The sequence below is a fragment of the Arthrobacter zhaoguopingii genome (assembly GCF_009828605.1).
Taxonomy (GTDB): Bacteria; Actinomycetota; Actinomycetes; order Actinomycetales; family Micrococcaceae; genus Arthrobacter_D; species Arthrobacter_D zhaoguopingii.
Genome location: NZ_WIAE01000001.1, coordinates 542365 through 559866 on the forward strand (window position 1 = coordinate 542365; position 17502 = coordinate 559866).

The following is a 17502-nucleotide window of genomic DNA, read 5'->3' on the forward strand; positions in this document are numbered from 1 at the left end:
GAATTAGACGGTTCGTACCTGACTCGGTGCGGACCGAGACAGGAGAAATGTGGCCAAGGTCCGCGTACACGAACTCGCAAAAGAGCTCGGTATTACCTCGAAAGACGCAGTAGCAAAACTGCAGGAACTGGGCGAATTCGTCCGTTCCGCCTCCTCAACCATTGAGGCCCCCGTCGTGAAGAAACTTCGCGGCGCCTTCCCATCCAACGGTGCATCCAAGACCGACGCGGCCGCTTCGGCGCCCAAGGCCTCAGCACCGGCACCGTCAGCGCCGGCCAGCGCGGAGCCCGCCCCGGCGGCCCCGTCACCGGCGCCCGCCGCGGTTCCGAGCCCGGGCGCCCAGCCGAAGCCGGCAGACGCCGAGCAGGCTCCGGCGCAGCAGGCCCCGGCCGACGCGCAGGAGCAGGCGCCTGCTGCCAGCCCCTCACCGTTCTCCGAGCCGGCCGCCCCGCAGGCACCGGCCGGCGACGGCACCCCGGCCGGAAGCTCCTCGGCCGCCAAGCCCGGTGCCCGTCCGGCACCCCGCACCGCAGCAACCCCTCCTGCGGCAGGTGCGGCCCGTCCCGGCAGCACCCGCCCCGGCGGCGGACCGCGTCCGGGCAACAACCCCTTCGCCCCCTCACAGGGCATGGGCTCCCGTCGCGGCGACGGAGATCGTCCGGCCGACCGGACGGGCGACCGTCCCGGTGGCGGACCGCGTCCGGGCAACAACCCGTTCGCCCCCTCCCAGGGCATGCCCCGCCCGGGTGGACGCCGTGAGGACGAGCGCGGACCCCGCCCGGCGGCAGGTCCGGGTGGTCCCCGTCCGGCAGCAGGCGCCGGCGGACCCCGCCCGGCAGCAGGCGCCGGTGGACCCCGTCCGGGCGCTCCGCGTCCGGGTGCGCCCCGTCCCGCCGGTCCCGGTGGAAACCGTCCCACCCCGGGCATGATGCCCAACCGCACCGAGCGTCCCGCAGCCCCCGGCCGCGGCGCGCCCGGAGCGGGTGCAGGACCGCGCCGCGGTCCCGGTGGAGCTCCGGCAAGCCCCGGTGGAGCCCCCGCAGGCGGCGGTTTCGGCAAGGGCGGCCGCGGACGCGGCGGCACCGCCGGAGCCTTCGGTAAGGGAGGAGCAGGCCGCGGCAAGCAGCGCAAGTCGAAGCGTGCCAAGCGGCAGGAACTCGAGCAGATGTCGGCTCCCTCGCTGGGCGGCGTCAGCGTTCCCCGTGGCGACGGAAACACCGTCGTCCGCCTGCGCCGCGGTGCATCGATCACCGACTTCGCCGACAAGATCGAGGCGAACCCGGCGGCCCTGGTCACGGTGCTCTTCCACCTCGGCGAAATGGCGACGGCAACCCAGTCACTCGACGAGGACACCTTCCAGGTGCTCGGAACCGAGCTGGGCTACCTGATCCAGGTCGTTTCCCCCGAGGACGAAGAGCGCGAGCTGCTCAGCAGCTTCGACATCGACTTCGATGCCGAGCTTGAGGCCGAGGGCGACGAGCAGCTGGAGGCACGTCCTCCGGTCGTCACCGTCATGGGCCACGTGGACCACGGTAAGACGCGCCTCCTGGACGCCGTCCGCAACACCAAGGTTGTCGAGGGCGAGCACGGCGGCATCACCCAGCACATCGGTGCCTACCAGATCCAGCACGAGATGGAGGACTCGGAACGCGCGATCACCTTCATCGACACCCCCGGTCACGAGGCGTTCACCGCCATGCGTGCCCGTGGTGCCAGCGTCACCGACATCGCGGTGCTGGTTGTTGCAGCGGACGACGGCGTCATGCCGCAGACCGTTGAGGCACTCAACCACGCCCAGGCGGCCAACGTGCCGATCGTCGTCGCAGTGAACAAGATGGATAAGGAAGGCGCGAACCCGGACAAGGTCAAGGGACAGCTGACCGAATACGGCCTGGTTCCCGAGGAGTACGGCGGCGACACCATGTTCGTCCACGTCTCCGCGCTCAAGGGCGACGGCATCGACGAGCTGCTCGAAGCGGTCCTGCTGACCGCCGACGCGGCGCTCGACATGCGGGCGAACCCGAACAAGGACGCCCGCGGCATCGCCATCGAGGCAAACCTCGACAAGGGCCGCGGCGCCGTTGCGACGGTCCTGGTCCAGTCGGGAACGCTGCGCGTCGGAGACACCATCGTCGCCGGAACGGCCCACGGACGCGTCCGTGCCATGTTCAACGAAAACGGCGATGTGGTCACCACTGCCGGACCGTCGCGGCCCGTCCAGGTGCTCGGTCTTTCCACAGTGCCGAGGGCAGGCGACACGTTCTTCGTCACCGACGACGAGCGCACCGCCCGCCAGATCGCCGAGAAGCGTGAGACCGCTGACCGCAACGCCGCCCTGGCGAAGCGCCGCAAGCGCATCAGCCTCGAGGACTTCGACCAGGCCGTGGCCGAGGGCAAGGTTGACACCCTCAACCTCATCCTCAAGGGTGACGTCTCCGGTGCCGTTGAGGCGCTCGAGGATTCGCTGCTCAAGATCGACGTCGGCGAAGGCGTGCAGCTGCGCGTCATCCACCGCGGCGTCGGCGCCATCACCCAGAACGACGTCAACCTGGCGACCGTGGACAACGCGATCATCATCGGCTTCAACGTCAAGCCCGCCGAGCGCGTGGCCGACCTGGCCGAGCGTGAAGGCGTGGACATGCGCTTCTACTCCGTCATCTATGCAGCCATCGATGACATTGAGCTCGCCCTCAAGGGCATGCTCAAGCCGGAGTACGAGGAGGTCCAGCTCGGCACCGCCGAAGTCCGCGAAGTCTTCCGTTCCTCGAAGTTCGGAAACATCGCAGGCTCGATCGTCCGCTCGGGGATCATCCGCCGCAACACCAAGGCCCGCGTCCTGCGCGAGGGCAAGGTTATCGGCGAGGGCCTCACCGTCGACTCGCTCAAGCGGTTCAAGGACGACGTCACCGAGGTCCGGACGGACTTCGAGTGCGGTATCGGCCTTGGGTCCTTCAACGACATCAAGGAAGGCGACACCATCGAGACCTTCGAAATGCGGGAGAAGCCCCGCGTCTAGCAGGTAGCACAGCACAGGCGCTCCGGGATCCGGGGCGCCTGTGCTGTCCGCCGGCCGTTCTGCGGCCGGCTCAACGTTTCAGCAGACCAGAGCAACAGGAGGAAGAGTAATGGCAGATCCGGCACGCGCTGCGCGGCTCGCACAGCGGATCAAGGTGATTGTCGCCGAGGCTCTCCGCCGCAGGGTCAAGGATCCACGGCTCGAAGCAGTGACCCTGACCGATGCACGCGTCACCAACGACCTCCAGCACGCCACCCTCTACTACACGGTGCTCGGTGACGAGGACGAGCAGCAGGCCACCCGGGCGGCCCTCGAATCCGCCCGCGGCATCCTGCGCGCCGAAGTCGGCAAGAACATCACGGCGCGGCTCACGCCGACGCTGGAGTTCGTTCCCGACGAGATTCCGGTGAACGCCGGCCACCTCGAGGAGCTCCTCCGGAAGGCCCGCGAACGCGACGCCGAAGTGGCAGCCATCGCCCAGGGCGCCGAATTCGCCGGCGACGCCGACCCGTACCGCACCGCCGAGGAGCGCGACGAGGAGTCAACCGAGGCTCCGCGCGGGCTCTAGGGCCTCCGCCGGGTTGAGGGCCGGGCACGTCCGGCCGAACCGGCACCGGCTCACGGTGCATAGAAGAAGCAGTTGACCGTTGGTCAGCTGCTTTTTCTGTGCGGGAGGCGGCCGAGGCCCTCAACCAGCGCGTCGGTATCGGTGCACAGGGCAATCCGGACCCAGCCCTCACCCCCGGAGCCGAACGCCGTTCCCGGCGCCAGCGCCACCCCCCGGGTCTCCAGCAGGGAAGCGACCCACGCCCGGACATCGCCGCCGGAGGCGTGGGAGACATCGGCCCACAGGTAGAACGCCCCCTGCGCCGGCAGGTACGGAATATTGAGCTCCCGGAGCACCGCCGTGGCCGCGTCCCGGTTCTTCCGGTAGTGCGCCAGGGCGTCGACCACGTAGTCCTGCGGCCCGGTCAGCGCTGCGAGGGCGCCGTACTGGGACGGCGCGGAAACGCAGGAGACGGTGGCCTCCATGATGTTGTTCAGCAGCGCCTCCATGCCGGGCGGGGTGACCAGGGCGCCGATCCGCAGCCCCGTGAGGCCGTAGGTCTTCGACAGGGTCAGGGAGGTGAAGACCCTCGGACTGCCGGCCTCCGCGGGGGCCTCGGGGCCGCCGGCGTCGAAGCGTGCCGGGCTCACATGCTCGACGTCGAAGGTGAACGCCTCGTAGCACTCATCGGAGAGGATCCACAGGTCCCGACGCCGGGCGAGGTCCACCAGCCGCCGGGTCAGATCGGCGTCGAACACGGCCCCGAGCGGGTTCGACGGCGAATTGAGGACGAGCATCCGGGTGCGCGGGGTCACCAGCGCCTCGAGGTCTTCGATGCGCGGCTGGAAGCCGTTGTCCGGCAGCAGCGGGTAGGGGACGGCGACGGCGTGCACCAGCCCCGCCGTCATCGGGTAGGTGGGGTAGCCGGGGTTGGGGATGAGCACCTCGTCGCCGGGCCCAAGGAGGGTGCTCATCGCCAGGTGCAGCCCCTGCTGGGCGCCGGCGGTGACATAGACCTGCGAGGGATCCACGGCCACGCCGTTGTGCTCAAGGAACCGGGCGGCGAAGGCCTCCCGCAGCGGTGCGATGCCCGCATTTGGCGTGTAGTTCGTCTCGTCGCGGTCCAGCGCCGCCATCGAGGCCTCAAGGACGTGCCGGGCGACGGTGAACCCGGGCTCCCCGATGCTGAGCACGATCGAGTGCGGCGTGGCCCACGCGGCCTGGGTGATCTCGCGGATCTGGTTGACCGGTACCTGACGGGCGTGGGCGGCGGGAAGCATAGGGGAATGCTATCGCCTGCGCTGCGCCGCGCGGGCGGCACCGGCCGGTGGGGAGCGCCCCGGCTTCGCCCTATACTGGGAGGCGTGAATTCCGGGCAGGTCCACTCAGGGCTGATAATCGTGGACAAGCCCCAGGGCTGGACTAGCCATGACGTCGTCGGACGCATGCGCCGGCTGGCGGGCACCCGCAAGGTCGGCCACGCCGGCACCCTCGACCCGATGGCCACCGGGGTCCTGGTGATCGGCGTCAACCGCGCCACCCGGCTGCTCACCTACATCGTCGGCACCGACAAGACCTACACCGCCACCATCCGGCTGGGCCAGTCGACGATCACCGACGACGCCGAAGGCGAGATCACCGGAGGCAGCATTGCGGCCGCCATCACGCCGGAGGACATCGCCGCCGGCGTGCGCACACTCACCGGGACGATCTCCCAGGTGCCCAGCAGCGTCAGCGCCATCAAGGTCAAGGGCCAGCGGGCCTACGCCAGGGTGCGCTCGGGGGAGGACGTCCAGCTCGAGGCGCGGTCCGTCACGATCTCCCGGTTCGAGATCCACGACATCCGCCGCGTCAACGGCGGACGGCATCAGGACGTCGACGTCACCGTCGAGTGCAGCTCCGGCACCTACATCCGCGCCCTCGCCCGCGACCTCGGGGAGGCCCTGGGGGTGGGCGGGCATCTCACCGCGCTGCGGCGCACCCGGGTGGGCCCCTACACCATCGAGCAGGCTTCCACCCTTGACCAGCTTGCCGAAACGCTGACGCTGCTTGAGCTCGACGACGCCGGGCGCGTCCTGTTCCCGGTGCGGGAGCTCAGCGCCGACGAGGCCGACGACGTCTCCCACGGCCGGAAGATCCCCGCCGGGCAGGAGGGCGGGCCCGCGGCCGCCTACTCGCCCAATGGCACCCTTGTCGCCCTTCTCGAGAACCGCGGCCAGGACGCCCGGGCCCTCCTCGTCTTCGCACCCGGAAACGGTCCGGCATGATGGACGGATTCCTCCTTGCGGGCTCGGTGATCGGCGTCGTCTCCGCCCTGCTGTGCATCGGGGCAGCGCTGCTGCGCCAGCCCCCGAACGACATCACCATCCTCTCCGTGGCAGCCGTCGAGCTGTTCCTGCTCGTCTATGCCGTGGCCGCCGGCGTGCGGCAGGCCGGCGGAGAGCCGGTGCTGGGCGAGGCCTGGGAGTTCTGGGGCTACCTCCTGACGGCCCTGGTCCTGCCGGTAGGCGCATTCTGGTGGGCCATCCTCGAGCGGAGCCGCTGGAGCAATCTTGTGCTGGCCGCCGCCGGGCTCGCCGTCTTTGTCATGCTGGTTCGAATGGAGCAGATTTGGGACGGAGTGGCAGGACTGTGAAGCACACCGGAAGCGGCGGTGCCGGCGGCCCCGGAAACGCGGGCACTCCCTCCGGCGGCGGAGCCGCTCCCGCCGGCCGTTCCGACGGGGGAGGGGAGGGCCGGCGGACGCACGGCCCGGGACGGCTGCTGATTGCCGTCTACGGGATCTTCGCCCTTGCCGCCTCCGCACGGGCCGCCTTCCAGATCGCCACCAAGTTCTCCGAGGCACCGCTGGCATACCTGCTGACCGCCTTCGCGGCCGCCGTCTACGTCCTCGCGACCGTGTCCCTGGCCCGGCCCGGCACCCGCTGGTATCGAATTTCCGTCGCCGCCGTCGGCGTCGAACTCATCGGCGTGCTGGGCGTGGGCATCTTCAGCCTCCTCGACCCGCAGGCCTTTCCCGCCGACACCGTGTGGTCCGCCTTCGGCCAGGGCTACGGCTACGTCCCCCTGATCCTTCCGGTCCTCGGCCTGGCGTGGCTGTACCGCAATCGGCCGGCGGCCCCCGTTCCCGCCTAGGCTGCACCGCCCTCCGCCTGCAGCCGCCCGGGGCCGCGTGCCGCGGCCCGACCCGCCGGTCGCCCCAAGATCGCCCTTTCCGGTCCCTGTGCCGCGTGAGAGTATTGCGGCAGGAGCAGCAAAAACAGCGAGGAAGAGTCATGAGCACGAACATCCCGGATCCGCACGGCCGGCCGGGGACCAACACCCCGGGCTCGGCGGCTTCCGCATCCAGCACGGGATCGACCGGCACCGGTCCGGCCGAAACCCCGCCCTCCACTCGACCGCCCTCCACGCCGGCGCCGTCCCGCACCTCAGCCGGTCCGGCCAGGGAAGGGACCACCAAGGGAGACTCCGCCAGGAAGGGGACTCCTCCGGAGAAGACCAAGGCGAGCGAGGGGATCGGCGGCAGCGACTGGAGCATGTTCCGCACCGTCGTCGTCCTCGTGGGCCTGATCCTTGCCGGATTCGGCGCCTACTACCTGATCCTCGGCACCGCGGGCCTTCCCGACACCGACGCCCGGCCCGTCAACCCGACCCTCGAGAACCAGTTCCGTTTCTTCTCCGCGATGATGGTCGGCGTGGGGGCCGCCTTCGTCACCATCGCCGTGAAGTTCAAGTGGGCCAACATGCTGTGGCTGGTCTGCCTCATGGTCTTCGCCGGGGGCATCGGCAGGGTGCTGTCCTGGGCGTTCTCGGGAACTCCCCACTACCTGCTGATCATCCTCATGGTCGTTGAGCTCGCCTTCCCGGCCGCCCTGCTGGTGTGGCATAAATACATCACCAAGACCACCCAGCTGCGGAAGGACTTCAGCTCCCGCAGCTGATGCCAGTGGCGGCACTTCCCCGTGATCCTGCCTGCGGCTCCTGTGAAGCTTTCCTCCGGCAACCGTGAAATACCGAAGCGCGTTATCGGCAATAATGGACACTGGCGCTGCAGGGAACCGGACGCTCCGGCCCGCGCCGCGGAAAGCCGCAACGGCGAAGGAGATGCGTGTTCTACTGGAGAGACCTTGCCGATGTGCCCCACGATTTCGGCCCGTCGGTCCTCACGCTCGGCAACTTCGACGGTGTCCACCGGGGCCACCAGCGCGTGCTGGAGCACCTGGTTGAGGCGGCGCGGAAGCGCGACGCCGCGGCCGTCGCCATCTCCTTCGACCCGCACCCCGCCCAGGTCCACCGCCCCGACAGCGCACCGGCGCTGATCATGGGGCTCGAGGACCGGGTGCACACGCTGGCCGAGACCGGCATCGACGGCGTCCTGATGATGCACTACACCCTCGACCTCGCCTCCCACACCCCCGAAGAGTTCGTCGAGAAGGTCCTCGTGAACGCGCTCCACGCCCGCGCCGTCGTCATCGGACATGACGTGCGGTTTGGGCGCGGCAACAGCGGTGACCTCGAGACAATGCGCGCCCTTGGCCAGCGGTTCGGCTTCGAGGTCCTCGCCATCGACGACTTCGCGGCGAGCGTCCCCCTGGCCACCGGCGACGGTGAGGCAACGCGCCGCTGCTCCTCGACCTGGGTGCGCGAATCGCTTGACGCCGGCGATGTGGAAACCGCGGCCCGGATCCTCGGGCGCCCGCACCGGATGCGCGGCGAGGTGGTCCACGGGGCGAAACGGGGAAGGGAGATGGGTTTCCCGACGGCCAACCTCTCAGACGACGCCGAGGGCTACATCCCGGCCGACGGCATCTATGCCGGCTGGCTCGTCGACGGATCGGGGACCCGGTGGCCCGCGGCGATCTCCGTCGGATCGAACCCGACCTTCGACGGCGTCACCCGGCAGGTCGAGGCGCACGTCATCGACCGTCCGGAGGAGGAGATCTCGGCCTTCAACCTGTACGGGCAGAGGATTGTCGTCGAGTTCGTCCAGCGGCTGCGGGGCCAGGTCACCTACACGGGACCGGAGGCGCTGGCCGAGCAGATGGGTCTCGACGTTGACCGCTCGCGGCAGGTGCTTTCGACAGATCTGCAGGCCAGCGGCTAAACTGGAGGCTGAGATCCGGCTGCAGTCCGTGGTGGCTGGATTTTTGTGTGTCAGGCCTTCGCGCGGTCCGCTCCGGCGGACGGTCCGGCAGCCGGCCGAAACCTCTTATTCACGGTACAACTCTAGGAGTTACACGTGGCCCTTGACGCCGCTATCAAGCAGGAAATCATCAAAGAGTACGCCACCTCCGAGGGGGACACCGGTTCCCCCGAGGTGCAGATCGCGATGCTTTCCCGCCGCATCCTCGACCTGACCGAACACCTGAAGATGCACAAGCATGACCACCACACCCGTCGTGGCCTGCTTCTTCTGGTCGGACGCCGCCGTCGCCTGCTGGACTACCTGCGCGACACCGACATCACGCGTTACCGGACGCTCATCGAGCGCCTCGGCCTGCGCCGATAGGTTGAATGGAAGGCGGCGCCATCTCCTGAGGAGACGGAGCCGCCTTCCGCTTATGCCCGGTCAGTCCGGGTGCACCACCGCTAGATAAACATCTGGAGCCAGCAGGCACCGCGCATTCGCGGTCCTCGGTAGTGATCTCCGGGAGGCGGGCCGCAGAGGCCGCCGTCCCGTGGATCTCGATCGAAGACCGGGTGCACAGGCGGCCCACGAGGGGCCGCCCGACAATGGTTCCGACCGCCCCCACCACAAAGAAACGGAGGTGACTCTCTATGGAGGGTCCCGAGATCCAATTTGCTGAAGCCGTCATCGACAATGGCCGCTTCGGAACACGCACCGTCCGCTTCGAGACCGGCCGCCTTGCCCAGCAGGCCGCCGGCGCAGCGATGGTCTACATCGACGAAGACACCGCGCTCCTTTCGGCGACCACCGCCGGAAGCTCCCCGCGCGAAGGCTTCGACTTCTTCCCGCTGACCGTCGACGTCGAAGAGCGCATGTACGGCGCCGGGCGCATCCCGGGCTCGTTCTTCCGCCGCGAGGGACGCCCCTCCACCGAGGCGATCCTCGCCTGCCGCCTGATGGACCGCCCGCTGCGTCCGGCCTTCGTCAAGGGCCTGCGCAACGAGGTCCAGATCGTCGTCACCGTGCTGGCGATCAACCCCGACGTGCGCTACGACGTCGTGGCCATCAACGCGGCCTCGATGTCCACCCAGCTCTCCGGACTTCCCTTCTCCGGCCCGATCGGCGGCGTCCGCGTTGCGCTCGTCTCCGACGGCAGCGGAAGCGACCAGTGGATCGCCTTCCCGAAGCACTCGGAGCTCGAGAACTCCGTCTTCGACATGGTCGTTGCCGGCCGCGTCGTCGGTGACGACGTCGCCATCATGATGGTCGAGGCCGAAGCGACCGACAACTCCTGGAACCTCATCAAGGAAAACGGCGCCACGGCACCGACCGAGGAGATCGTCGCCGAGGGCCTGGAAGCGGCAAAGCCGTTCATCCGCGCCCTGTGCGAAGCGCAGTCGGACCTGGCCTCGCGTGCGGCCAAGCCGACCGTCGAGTTCCCCGTGTTCCTCGACTACCAGGACGACGTCTACGCCGCCGTCGAGTCGGCCGCCGCGCAGAAGCTCGCCGAGGTCTTCCAGATCGCCGACAAGCAGGAGCGCAACACCGCCTCCGACGCCCTCAAGGCCGAGGTCCTCGAGTCCCTCGCCGGGTCCTTCGAGGGACGCGAGAAGGAGCTCTCGGCAGCCTTCCGCTCGGTCACCAAGGCCGTTGTGCGCCAGCGCATCCTCAAGGACCAGGTCCGCATCGACGGGCGTGGCCTTTCCGACATCCGCAAGCTCACCGCCGAGGTCGAGGTCCTGCCCCGCGTCCACGGTTCGGCCATCTTCGAGCGCGGCGAGACCCAGATCCTGGGTGTCACCACGCTGAACATGCTCAAGATGGAACAGCAGATCGACTCGCTGTCCCCGGTGACGCGCAAGCGCTACATGCACCACTACAACTTCCCGCCGTACTCCACCGGTGAAACCGGCCGCGTGGGTTCGCCCAAGCGCCGCGAAATCGGCCACGGTGCCCTCGCCGAGCGCGCCATCGCCCCGGTCCTTCCGAGCCGCGAGGATTTCCCCTACGCGATCCGCCAGGTCTCCGAGGCGCTGAGCTCCAACGGCTCCACCTCGATGGGCTCGGTCTGCGCCGCAACGCTGTCCCTGCTCAACGCCGGTGTCCCGCTGCGGGCACCCGTCGCGGGCATCGCGATGGGCCTCGTTTCCGATGAGGTCGACGGTCAGACCCGCTACGCGGCGCTGACCGACATCCTTGGAGCCGAGGACGCCTTCGGTGACATGGACTTCAAGGTCGCCGGTACCTCCGAGTTCGTCACCGCCATCCAGCTCGACACCAAGCTCGACGGCATTCCCGCCTCGGTGCTGGCAGCCGCGCTGAAGCAGGCCCGTGAGGCCCGCCTCCACATCCTCGGCGTTCTCGAAGCCGCGATCGACGCGCCGGACGAGCTCTCCGAGTTCGCCCCGCGCATCATCTCGGTCAAGATCCCCGTTGACAAGATCGGCGAGGTCATCGGCCCCAAGGGCAAGATGATCAACCAGATCCAGGAGGACACCGGCGCCGACATCTCCATCGAGGATGACGGCACCGTGCTGATCGGCGCGACCGACGGAGGCTCGGCCGAGGCCGCCCGCGCAGCGGTCAACGCCATCGCGAACCCCCAGGTTCCCGAGATCGGCGAGCGCTACCTGGGCACCGTCGTCAAGACGACGACGTTCGGCGCGTTCGTCTCGCTGACCCCGGGCAAGGACGGACTGCTTCACATCTCCGAGCTGCGCAAGCTCTCGGGCGGCAAGCGCGTCGACAATGTCGATGACGTCGTCGCGGTGGGCCAGAAGGTCCAGGTCGAGATCACCAAGATCGACGACCGCGGAAAGCTCTCGCTGTCGCCGGTGGTCGCCGATGAGGCTGCCGACGACGCCGGCATCGAGCTCCCTGAGGTGCCCGCCGAGGACGCCGTCAGCTAGGTGCCCGCGGTTCCGCCGCCGACGGCCCCGCCGTGGACCCTGGTCCACGGCGGGGCCGTTGGCCGTTTCCCGATCGACGCTCAACCCTGAACCGACGCACAACCTGAGAGACCCCGATGTCACTGCCTTCAGCTGTTTCCCTCCCGCTGCTCCCCACGCCGCTCGCCGACGGTGAGAGCGGCGACCCGACGTTCGTGGCCGGCGACCCCGGCGGGGCGGTGGTCCGCCGCTCGGTGCTGCCCGGCGGAGTGCGTGTACTGACCGAAGCGATGCCCGGGCAGCGCTCGGCCACCATCGGGTTCTGGGTCGGGGTCGGGTCACGGGACGAGGCCGAGGGCGAGCACGGCTCCACCCACTTCCTCGAGCACCTGCTGTTCAAGGGCACACGGAAGCGCTCCGCCCTGGAAATCGCCTCCGCCTTTGACGAGGTCGGCGGCGAATCCAACGCGGCGACGGCCAAGGAAAACACCTGCTACTACGCCCGGGTGCTCGACACGGACCTGCCCCTGGCCATCGACGTGATCGCCGATATGGTCACCTCGGCCGTCCTCGACCCCGAGGAACTCGAGCAGGAACGCGACGTCATCCTCGAGGAAATCGCGATGGACAGCGATGACCCCGCCGATGTCGCGCACGAGGAGTTCGTCTCGGCCGTCCTCGGCGGCCACCCCCTGGGGCGGCCCATCGGCGGCACCCCCGAGGCCATCCGCGCCATCCCGCGCGACGCGGTGCTGGCCCACTACCGCCGGTACTACACCCCCGCCGAGCTCGTCGTCACCGCCGCCGGCGGCCTCGACCACGACACCGTCTGCCGGCAGGTGCAGCAGGCCCTCGAGGAGGCCGGCTGGGTCCTTGAGGAGGGCGCCGTGCCGGTGCCCCGCCGCCTGGGCAGGCCCGTCGAGATCTCCGGTGCGCCCGGGGTGCACGTGATCCGCCGCGCGGTCGAACAGGCGAACATCCTGATCGGCTGCCCCTCGCTGGTGGCCACGGACGAGCGCCGATTCGTCATGAGTGTGCTGAACGCCGTGCTCGGCGGCGGCATGTCCTCGCGGCTGTTCCAGGAGATCCGGGAGAAGCGGGGCCTGGTGTACTCGACGTACTCCTTCTCGGCCTCCTACGCCGACGCCGGCTACTTTGCCATGTACGCCGGGTGCTCACCAGCCAAGACGGGACAGGTCATCGCCCTTCTGGGGGAGGAGCTGGACCGCCTTGCCCGTGACGGCATCAGCGAGGAGGAGCTGCGAAAGGCCGTGGGCCAGCTTTCCGGCGGTCTGGTGCTCGCCCTCGAGGACAGCAGTTCGCGCATGTCGCGCCTCGGCCGCTCCGAACTCGTCTCGGGGGAGTTCATCGACCTCGATGAGTCGCTCGCTCGGGTCCGTGCCGTCACCCCCGCCGAGGTCCAGGAACTGGCCGCGGAGCTGGCCGCCGCGCCGCGCACCACGATGGTCGTCGGACCCTTCGACGGGCCCGCGGACTTCGGGCTGTAGGCACCCGGAGGCAGCGCGCCCGACGCAGGCGCACCGGCGTGGCCGCTGCGGCGGCCGCTGGAGCTTCCGGTCAGCCGCCGGCGAAGGGCGGCAGGACGTCGAGGACGTCCTGCTCGGCCAGGACCCGGCCGCGGTCGCGCAGCGCCACCTCGTTCAGCAGGAAGCTGCTGCGCCGCAGGACCTGCTCCATTGACGGGCTTTGAGTTCCGGCATAGCGGTCGCCGAGGATGGCCAGAATGTCTTCAACGGTGGCCCCGGCGCCATCGAGGATTTCCTCGGCGGTGCCCGCTGCCGCACGCGCCGCACCGAAATAGCGGATCAGCATTCAGCCACCGATCGCGCTCATCGAGCGGTCGGGCTGGATGAAGCCCTCAGCACCGAGCCCGGTGCGGGCCATCCCATGCGCCTTGGGCTTGGCCCACATCGCCTCCTGCCACCGCCGGGCGACGGCGGCATCGTCAGCGCCGGAACGAAGCAGTTCCCGCAGGTCCGTCTCCTCACGGGAAAACAGGCAGCTCATCACCTTTCCCTCGGCGGTGATCCGGGTCCTGCGGCAGTCGGCGCAGAACGGCTCCGTGACGGAGGCGATGATGCCCACCGAGCCCACGACCTTCTCCGGCGCGCTGCGCCTCCGCACCTCCCACCGCTCGGCCGGTGCGCCGTCGCGGCTGCGCGGGTCGGCGGTCAGGACGAAGGCCGGTTCGAGCAGCGCGCGCATTTCGGCGGCCGTGATCATGCCGTCCCGGGTCCAGCCGTGGTCGGCGTCAAGGGGCATCTGCTCGATGAACCGCAGCTCGAATCCGCGTGAGACGGCCCATTCGAGCAGGTCCGGGGCTTCATGATCATTGATGCCGCGCATCAGCACCGCATTGATCTTCACCAGGCCCAGCCCCACCTCCGCGGCGGCCTCGATCCCGCGCAGCACCCGGTCGAGGAACGGACGCCGGGTCAGCTGGGCGAAGGTTCCGGGGTGCAGGGAGTCCATCGAGACGTTGATGCGGGTGAGTCCCGCCTCCTTCAGCCGGGCTGCCTTCCGATCGAGCCCGAGCCCGTTGGTCGTCAGGGAAATCGGCAGACCGGGGTGGGCGGTGCGCAGGTCCGAGACGATTTCCACCAGGTCCGCCCGCACCAGGGGTTCCCCACCGGTCAGGCGGAGCTCGCGCACCCCGAGGAGGTCGACGCCGATCCGCACGAGGCGCACGATTTCGGCGCGGGAGAGCACCTGCTCCTTCTGCAGCCAGCTGAGGCCCTCCGCCGGCATGCAGTAGGTGCAGCGCAGGTTGCATTTGTCGGTCAGCGACACACGCAGATCGGTGGCGCGGCGCCCGAAGGTGTCGAGCAGGCCCACGCCCGGATCCGAGGGTGCCGGGCCCGGCAGCCCGAGAGATATTCCCATAGTGAGAGGTTACGCCTTTTCGCATCGGCTCCAAGGGCGAATCTGGAGCCCGGGGATAAGGATGTCGGGTGGCTGTTCTTTCTTCGGCCCCGCCGGGAGTCCGCGGCGGCCCCCGGCGGACTAGGGTTGAAGTACCGCAGCACCCGCCGGCCAGGCCCAGCCCCCGGCCCACCGACCCGACCCGCCCACCGACCCGACCCGACCCGCCCACCGACCCGCCGCCGAGCCACCCGACCCGCCCACCGACCCGCCGCCGAGCCACCCGCCCACCGGGGCGCAGCCGAAAGGACGTCATGACCCGCAGCGTTTCCGAGCACCAGTCGGCGGTCGAACAGCTCCTGAGCGCCGGCGGCTACGCCCGCGGCGGGCGCGGCGGCGCCGTGGAGTCCCTTCCGCTCAGCGCAGCCCTCGGCCGGGTCCTCGCCGCGGACGTCTCTGCCCCGGTGGCCCTTCCGCCCTTCGACAACTCGCAGATGGACGGATACGCGGTGCATCTGCGCGATCTGGGGGACGGCTCGGCCGTGGCAGGCGACGGGGAGCCCGAGGGCCACCTCCGGCTCCACGTGGGGGCGCCCGTTCCCGCCGGAAGTTCCCCGCCGCCGCTCGAGCCAGGCACGGCCGTTCCGATCATGACCGGGGCGATGGTTCCCTCCGGCACCGGCGCCGTCGTGCCGATCGAGCGCGCTGACCCCCCGCGGTTCCCCGCCCTGTCCTCGGGCGACGGCGGGCCGCCCGCGGTGCGGCTGCCTGCCGGAACCCCTGCCGGCAGTTTCATCCGGCGCGCCGGCAGCGACATCGCCGCCGGGGAACTGGCTCTGGGGGCCGGGACCCTGCTCGGCCCGGCGCAACTGGGACTGCTGGCCGCCTGCGGCCTGGCCGAGGTCGCCGTCCGCACGCCGTTCCGTGTCCTCCTGCTGTCCACCGGGGACGAAGTGACCGAGCCCGGCGGGCCGCTCGGGGCCGGCCGGATCTACGACGCCAACACCACCCTGCTTGAGGCCGCCCTGCGGGAAGCCGGCGCCGAGGTCCTCCGGACCCGGGTCCTCTCCGACGACCCGGAGAAGCTGCGCGAGGCACTCGACGCCCCGCCCGCGGCGGAGGTCCACCTGATCCTGACCTCCGGCGGCATCAGCCAGGGCGCCTACGAGGTGGTCAAGCAGGCCCTGTCCGGCAGCGGCGTCGAGTTCCCCGGGGTGGCCCTGCAGCCCGGCGGGCCGCAGGCCATCGGTACCCTCGGCGGGGTCCCGTTCCTCGGCTTTCCCGGCAACCCCGTCAGTGCCCTCGTGTCCTTCGAAATGTTCCTCCGGCCGGCCCTGACGGCCCTCACCGGCGCGCCCGCACCGCGGGTCGCGCTTCCGGCACGGCTCACCGCCCCGGCGTCGTCCCCGGCCGCCAAGCACCAGGTCCGGCGCGGGCTGTACCGGGACGGGCAGGTCGAACTCATCGGAGGACCCGGATCCCATCTGCTCAACGCCCTCGCGGGCTCGAACGCCCTCGTCCACTTCCCTGTCGGCCTCTCTGAGGCGGCCGCCGGCGACGAAGTGACCGTCTGGCTGATCGGCCCCGTCCCGCCGCCGGCACCTCCCGCGCCGGCCCCAACCGACCAGGAGCTGCCCTCATGACACCCAACGAAACCGCCGACGCGCCCGCGCTGTCGCATGTCCGGGCCGACGGCACCGCCCACATGGTCGATGTCTCCGCCAAGGCCGTGACGGCCCGCCAGGCGGTGGCACAGTCGGTCCTGGAGACCAGCGCCGGGGTCGTAGCCATGATCACCGACGGGTCGCTGCCCAAGGGGGACGCCCTCGCCGTCGCCCGCGTCGCCGGGATTATGGCCGCCAAGCAGACCTCCACCCTGATCCCGCTGTGCCATCCGCTGCCGATCAGCCGCGTCTCGGTCGACTTCACCGCCGACGCGGGGACCGTCACGGTGACGGCGCTCGTGAAGACGACCTCGGTGACCGGGGTTGAGATGGAGGCGCTGACCGCCGCCTCCATCGCCGCCCTGACCCTCTATGACATGATCAAGGCCGTCGACCCGCGCGCCGTGATCCGGGAGACGAAGGTCCTTTCGAAGACCGGTGGGAAGAGCGGAGACTGGAGCGTATGACCCCGCTGAGGAACGCCGCGGTGATTATCGCCTCGACCCGCGCCGCCGCCGGCGCCTACCAGGACGAATGCGGCCCCCTCGTGGCCGGCTGGCTCCTCGAGCACGGCTTCGCCGTGCAGGACGCCGAGGTCGTGCCCGACGGGGACGCCGTGGGCGAAGCCATCGGCCGGGCGCTGGCTGCCGGGCCGGCCGTGCTCATCACCAGCGGGGGCACCGGCCTAAGCGCCGACGACGCCACGCCGGAGCAGACCCTGCCCTACCTCGACCGGCAGCTGCCGGGCATCATGGAGGCGGCGCGCCGGGCGGGAGCCGACAAGGTGCCCACCGCGGCCCTGACCCGCGGCCTTGCCGGCACCGCAGGAAGCACCTTCGTGATCAACCTCCCGGGTTCACCCGGGGGCGTGCGGGACGGGCTCGCCGTCCTCGAACCGCTCATCGGCCACATCTGTGCCCAGCTAGAAGGATCCCATGACCACCAGTGAAGTTGTCCGGGCCTACGTGTCGGACACGCCCATCACCCCGGAAGAGGCCCTGGCCGCCGTGGATTCCCCGCGCTGCGGCGCCGCGGTCTCCTTCAGCGGCGTCGTGAGGAACCACGACGGCGGGCGGGAGGTCACCTCCCTGAGCTACAGCTCCCACCCCAGCGCCGAACGGGTCATCGCCGAGGTCGCGGCGGAGGTCGCCGGCCGGCACGACGGCGTGCGCCTCTGGGTGGCGCACCGGATCGGCCCGCTCGAAATCGGTGACTCGGCCCTCGTGGCCGCCGTCGCCGCAGCCCACCGCGGCGAGGCCTTCGCGGCCTGCTCGGAACTCGTCGACGCCGTCAAGGAGCGCGTGCCGGTCTGGAAGGAACAGTTCTTCACCGACGGCACCGTGGAATGGGTCGGCGCCGGGTAGGAACAGTAGGCT

At 70.1% G+C, this 17502-nt stretch carries 17 protein-coding genes; 14 read left to right on the forward strand and 3 right to left on the reverse strand.

The annotated features are described in order from the left end of the window. Nucleotides 1-49: 49 nt before the first annotated feature. A complete protein-coding gene (gene infB / locus GVV77_RS02425; RefSeq protein ID WP_159615995.1) occupies nt 50-3016 on the forward strand; it encodes a translation initiation factor IF-2 in 2967 nt (988 codons plus the stop codon). Between the two features lie 109 nt (nt 3017-3125). Next, nucleotides 3126-3584, forward strand: coding sequence for a 30S ribosome-binding factor RbfA (gene rbfA / locus GVV77_RS02430; RefSeq protein ID WP_120166623.1), 459 nt, complete (start codon nt 3126-3128; stop codon nt 3582-3584). 83 nt (nt 3585-3667) lie between these two features. On the opposite strand, the gene GVV77_RS02435 is transcribed toward rbfA, so the two are convergent. Next, the gene (locus GVV77_RS02435) at nt 3668-4843 is read right to left on the reverse strand and encodes a pyridoxal phosphate-dependent aminotransferase (RefSeq protein WP_159615997.1); all 1176 of its coding nucleotides are present in this window, start codon (nt 4841-4843) and stop codon (nt 3668-3670) included. Nucleotides 4844-4927: 84 nt separating this feature from the next. Here GVV77_RS02435 and truB point away from each other — a divergent pair, with 84 nt between their 5' ends. The 8 genes from truB to GVV77_RS02475 all read left to right on the forward strand — a co-directional run bounded on the left by truB (nt 4928) and on the right by GVV77_RS02475 (nt 13087). Further along, nucleotides 4928-5830 carry a tRNA pseudouridine(55) synthase TruB gene (truB, locus tag GVV77_RS02440; protein ID WP_281350560.1) on the forward strand — a complete coding sequence of 301 codons (903 nt, stop codon included), beginning with the start codon at nt 4928-4930 and terminating at the stop codon, nt 5828-5830. After that, complete coding sequence (locus GVV77_RS02445) at nt 5830-6198, forward strand: hypothetical protein (RefSeq protein ID WP_120166619.1); 369 nt, start codon at nt 5830-5832, stop codon at nt 6196-6198. Before truB ends, GVV77_RS02445 begins: the two co-directional genes overlap by 1 nt. Then, the gene (locus GVV77_RS02450) at nt 6195-6698 is read left to right on the forward strand and encodes a hypothetical protein (protein ID WP_425483328.1); all 504 of its coding nucleotides are present in this window, start codon (nt 6195-6197) and stop codon (nt 6696-6698) included. Before GVV77_RS02445 ends, GVV77_RS02450 begins: the two co-directional genes overlap by 4 nt. 140 nt (nt 6699-6838) lie before the next feature. Continuing rightward, nucleotides 6839-7504: a DUF4345 domain-containing protein gene (locus GVV77_RS02455; RefSeq protein WP_159616001.1), complete on the forward strand. Its 666-nt coding sequence runs from the start codon at nt 6839-6841 to the stop codon at nt 7502-7504. A gap of 167 nt (nt 7505-7671) precedes the next feature. Next, nucleotides 7672-8667, forward strand: a complete 996-nt coding sequence (locus GVV77_RS02460; protein WP_159616003.1) for a bifunctional riboflavin kinase/FAD synthetase — start codon at nt 7672-7674, stop codon at nt 8665-8667. Between the two features lie 135 nt (nt 8668-8802). Then, nucleotides 8803-9072 carry a 30S ribosomal protein S15 gene (gene rpsO, locus GVV77_RS02465; protein ID WP_120166611.1) on the forward strand — a complete coding sequence of 90 codons (270 nt, stop codon included), beginning with the start codon at nt 8803-8805 and terminating at the stop codon, nt 9070-9072. 269 nt (nt 9073-9341) lie between these two features. Then, nucleotides 9342-11600: a polyribonucleotide nucleotidyltransferase gene (locus tag GVV77_RS02470; RefSeq protein ID WP_159616004.1), complete on the forward strand. Its 2259-nt coding sequence runs from the start codon at nt 9342-9344 to the stop codon at nt 11598-11600. Between the two features lie 116 nt (nt 11601-11716). Further along, entirely contained in the window at nt 11717-13087 is a 1371-nt protein-coding gene (locus tag GVV77_RS02475) for a M16 family metallopeptidase (protein ID WP_159616005.1), read from the forward strand. A 70-nt stretch (nt 13088-13157) separates the two neighbouring features. On the opposite strand, the gene GVV77_RS02480 is transcribed toward GVV77_RS02475, so the two are convergent. Continuing rightward, on the reverse strand, nt 13158-13412 hold the full coding sequence (locus tag GVV77_RS02480) for a MoaD/ThiS family protein (RefSeq protein ID WP_159616006.1): 255 nt from the start codon (nt 13410-13412) through the stop codon (nt 13158-13160). Then, nucleotides 13413-14483: a GTP 3',8-cyclase MoaA gene (gene moaA / locus GVV77_RS02485; RefSeq protein WP_159616007.1), complete on the reverse strand. Its 1071-nt coding sequence runs from the start codon at nt 14481-14483 to the stop codon at nt 13413-13415. Between the two features lie 293 nt (nt 14484-14776). Here moaA and GVV77_RS02490 point away from each other — a divergent pair, with 293 nt between their 5' ends. The 4 genes from GVV77_RS02490 to GVV77_RS02505 are packed head-to-tail and all read left to right on the forward strand — an operon-like array spanning nt 14777 to nt 17490. Beyond that, a complete protein-coding gene (locus tag GVV77_RS02490; protein WP_159616008.1) occupies nt 14777-16105 on the forward strand; it encodes a molybdopterin molybdotransferase MoeA in 1329 nt (442 codons plus the stop codon). Continuing rightward, the gene (gene moaC / locus GVV77_RS02495) at nt 16102-16593 is read left to right on the forward strand and encodes a cyclic pyranopterin monophosphate synthase MoaC (RefSeq protein WP_159616009.1); all 492 of its coding nucleotides are present in this window, start codon (nt 16102-16104) and stop codon (nt 16591-16593) included. Before GVV77_RS02490 ends, moaC begins: the two co-directional genes overlap by 4 nt. Continuing rightward, the gene (locus tag GVV77_RS02500) at nt 16590-17075 is read left to right on the forward strand and encodes a MogA/MoaB family molybdenum cofactor biosynthesis protein (RefSeq protein WP_159616010.1); all 486 of its coding nucleotides are present in this window, start codon (nt 16590-16592) and stop codon (nt 17073-17075) included. The genes moaC and GVV77_RS02500 overlap by 4 nt, the downstream gene beginning before the upstream one ends. Next, the gene (locus tag GVV77_RS02505) at nt 17062-17490 is read left to right on the forward strand and encodes a molybdenum cofactor biosynthesis protein MoaE (protein WP_159616011.1); all 429 of its coding nucleotides are present in this window, start codon (nt 17062-17064) and stop codon (nt 17488-17490) included. The genes GVV77_RS02500 and GVV77_RS02505 overlap by 14 nt, the downstream gene beginning before the upstream one ends. The last annotated feature ends 12 nt before the right edge of the window (nt 17491-17502 follow it).

Excerpts from the sequence above, each read along its gene's own strand:
- moaC (WP_159616009.1), top strand. The coding sequence starts at position 16,102 with ATGACACCCAACGAAACCGCCGACGCGCCCGCGCTGTCGCATGTCCGG.
- GVV77_RS02445 (WP_120166619.1), top strand. The coding sequence starts at position 5,830 with ATGGACGGATTCCTCCTTGCGGGCTCGGTGATCGGCGTCGTCTCCGCC.
- GVV77_RS02480 (WP_159616006.1), bottom strand. The coding sequence starts at position 13,412 with ATGCTGATCCGCTATTTCGGTGCGGCGCGTGCGGCAGCGGGCACCGCC.
- GVV77_RS02505 (WP_159616011.1), top strand. The coding sequence starts at position 17,062 with ATGACCACCAGTGAAGTTGTCCGGGCCTACGTGTCGGACACGCCCATC.
- rbfA (WP_120166623.1), top strand. The coding sequence starts at position 3,126 with ATGGCAGATCCGGCACGCGCTGCGCGGCTCGCACAGCGGATCAAGGTG.
- GVV77_RS02435 (WP_159615997.1), bottom strand. The coding sequence starts at position 4,843 with ATGCTTCCCGCCGCCCACGCCCGTCAGGTACCGGTCAACCAGATCCGC.
- GVV77_RS02500 (WP_159616010.1), top strand. The coding sequence starts at position 16,590 with ATGACCCCGCTGAGGAACGCCGCGGTGATTATCGCCTCGACCCGCGCC.
- GVV77_RS02490 (WP_159616008.1), top strand. The coding sequence starts at position 14,777 with ATGACCCGCAGCGTTTCCGAGCACCAGTCGGCGGTCGAACAGCTCCTG.
- GVV77_RS02470 (WP_159616004.1), top strand. The coding sequence starts at position 9,342 with ATGGAGGGTCCCGAGATCCAATTTGCTGAAGCCGTCATCGACAATGGC.
- moaA (WP_159616007.1), bottom strand. The coding sequence starts at position 14,483 with ATGGGAATATCTCTCGGGCTGCCGGGCCCGGCACCCTCGGATCCGGGC.
- GVV77_RS02475 (WP_159616005.1), top strand. The coding sequence starts at position 11,717 with ATGTCACTGCCTTCAGCTGTTTCCCTCCCGCTGCTCCCCACGCCGCTC.
- GVV77_RS02455 (WP_159616001.1), top strand. The coding sequence starts at position 6,839 with ATGAGCACGAACATCCCGGATCCGCACGGCCGGCCGGGGACCAACACC.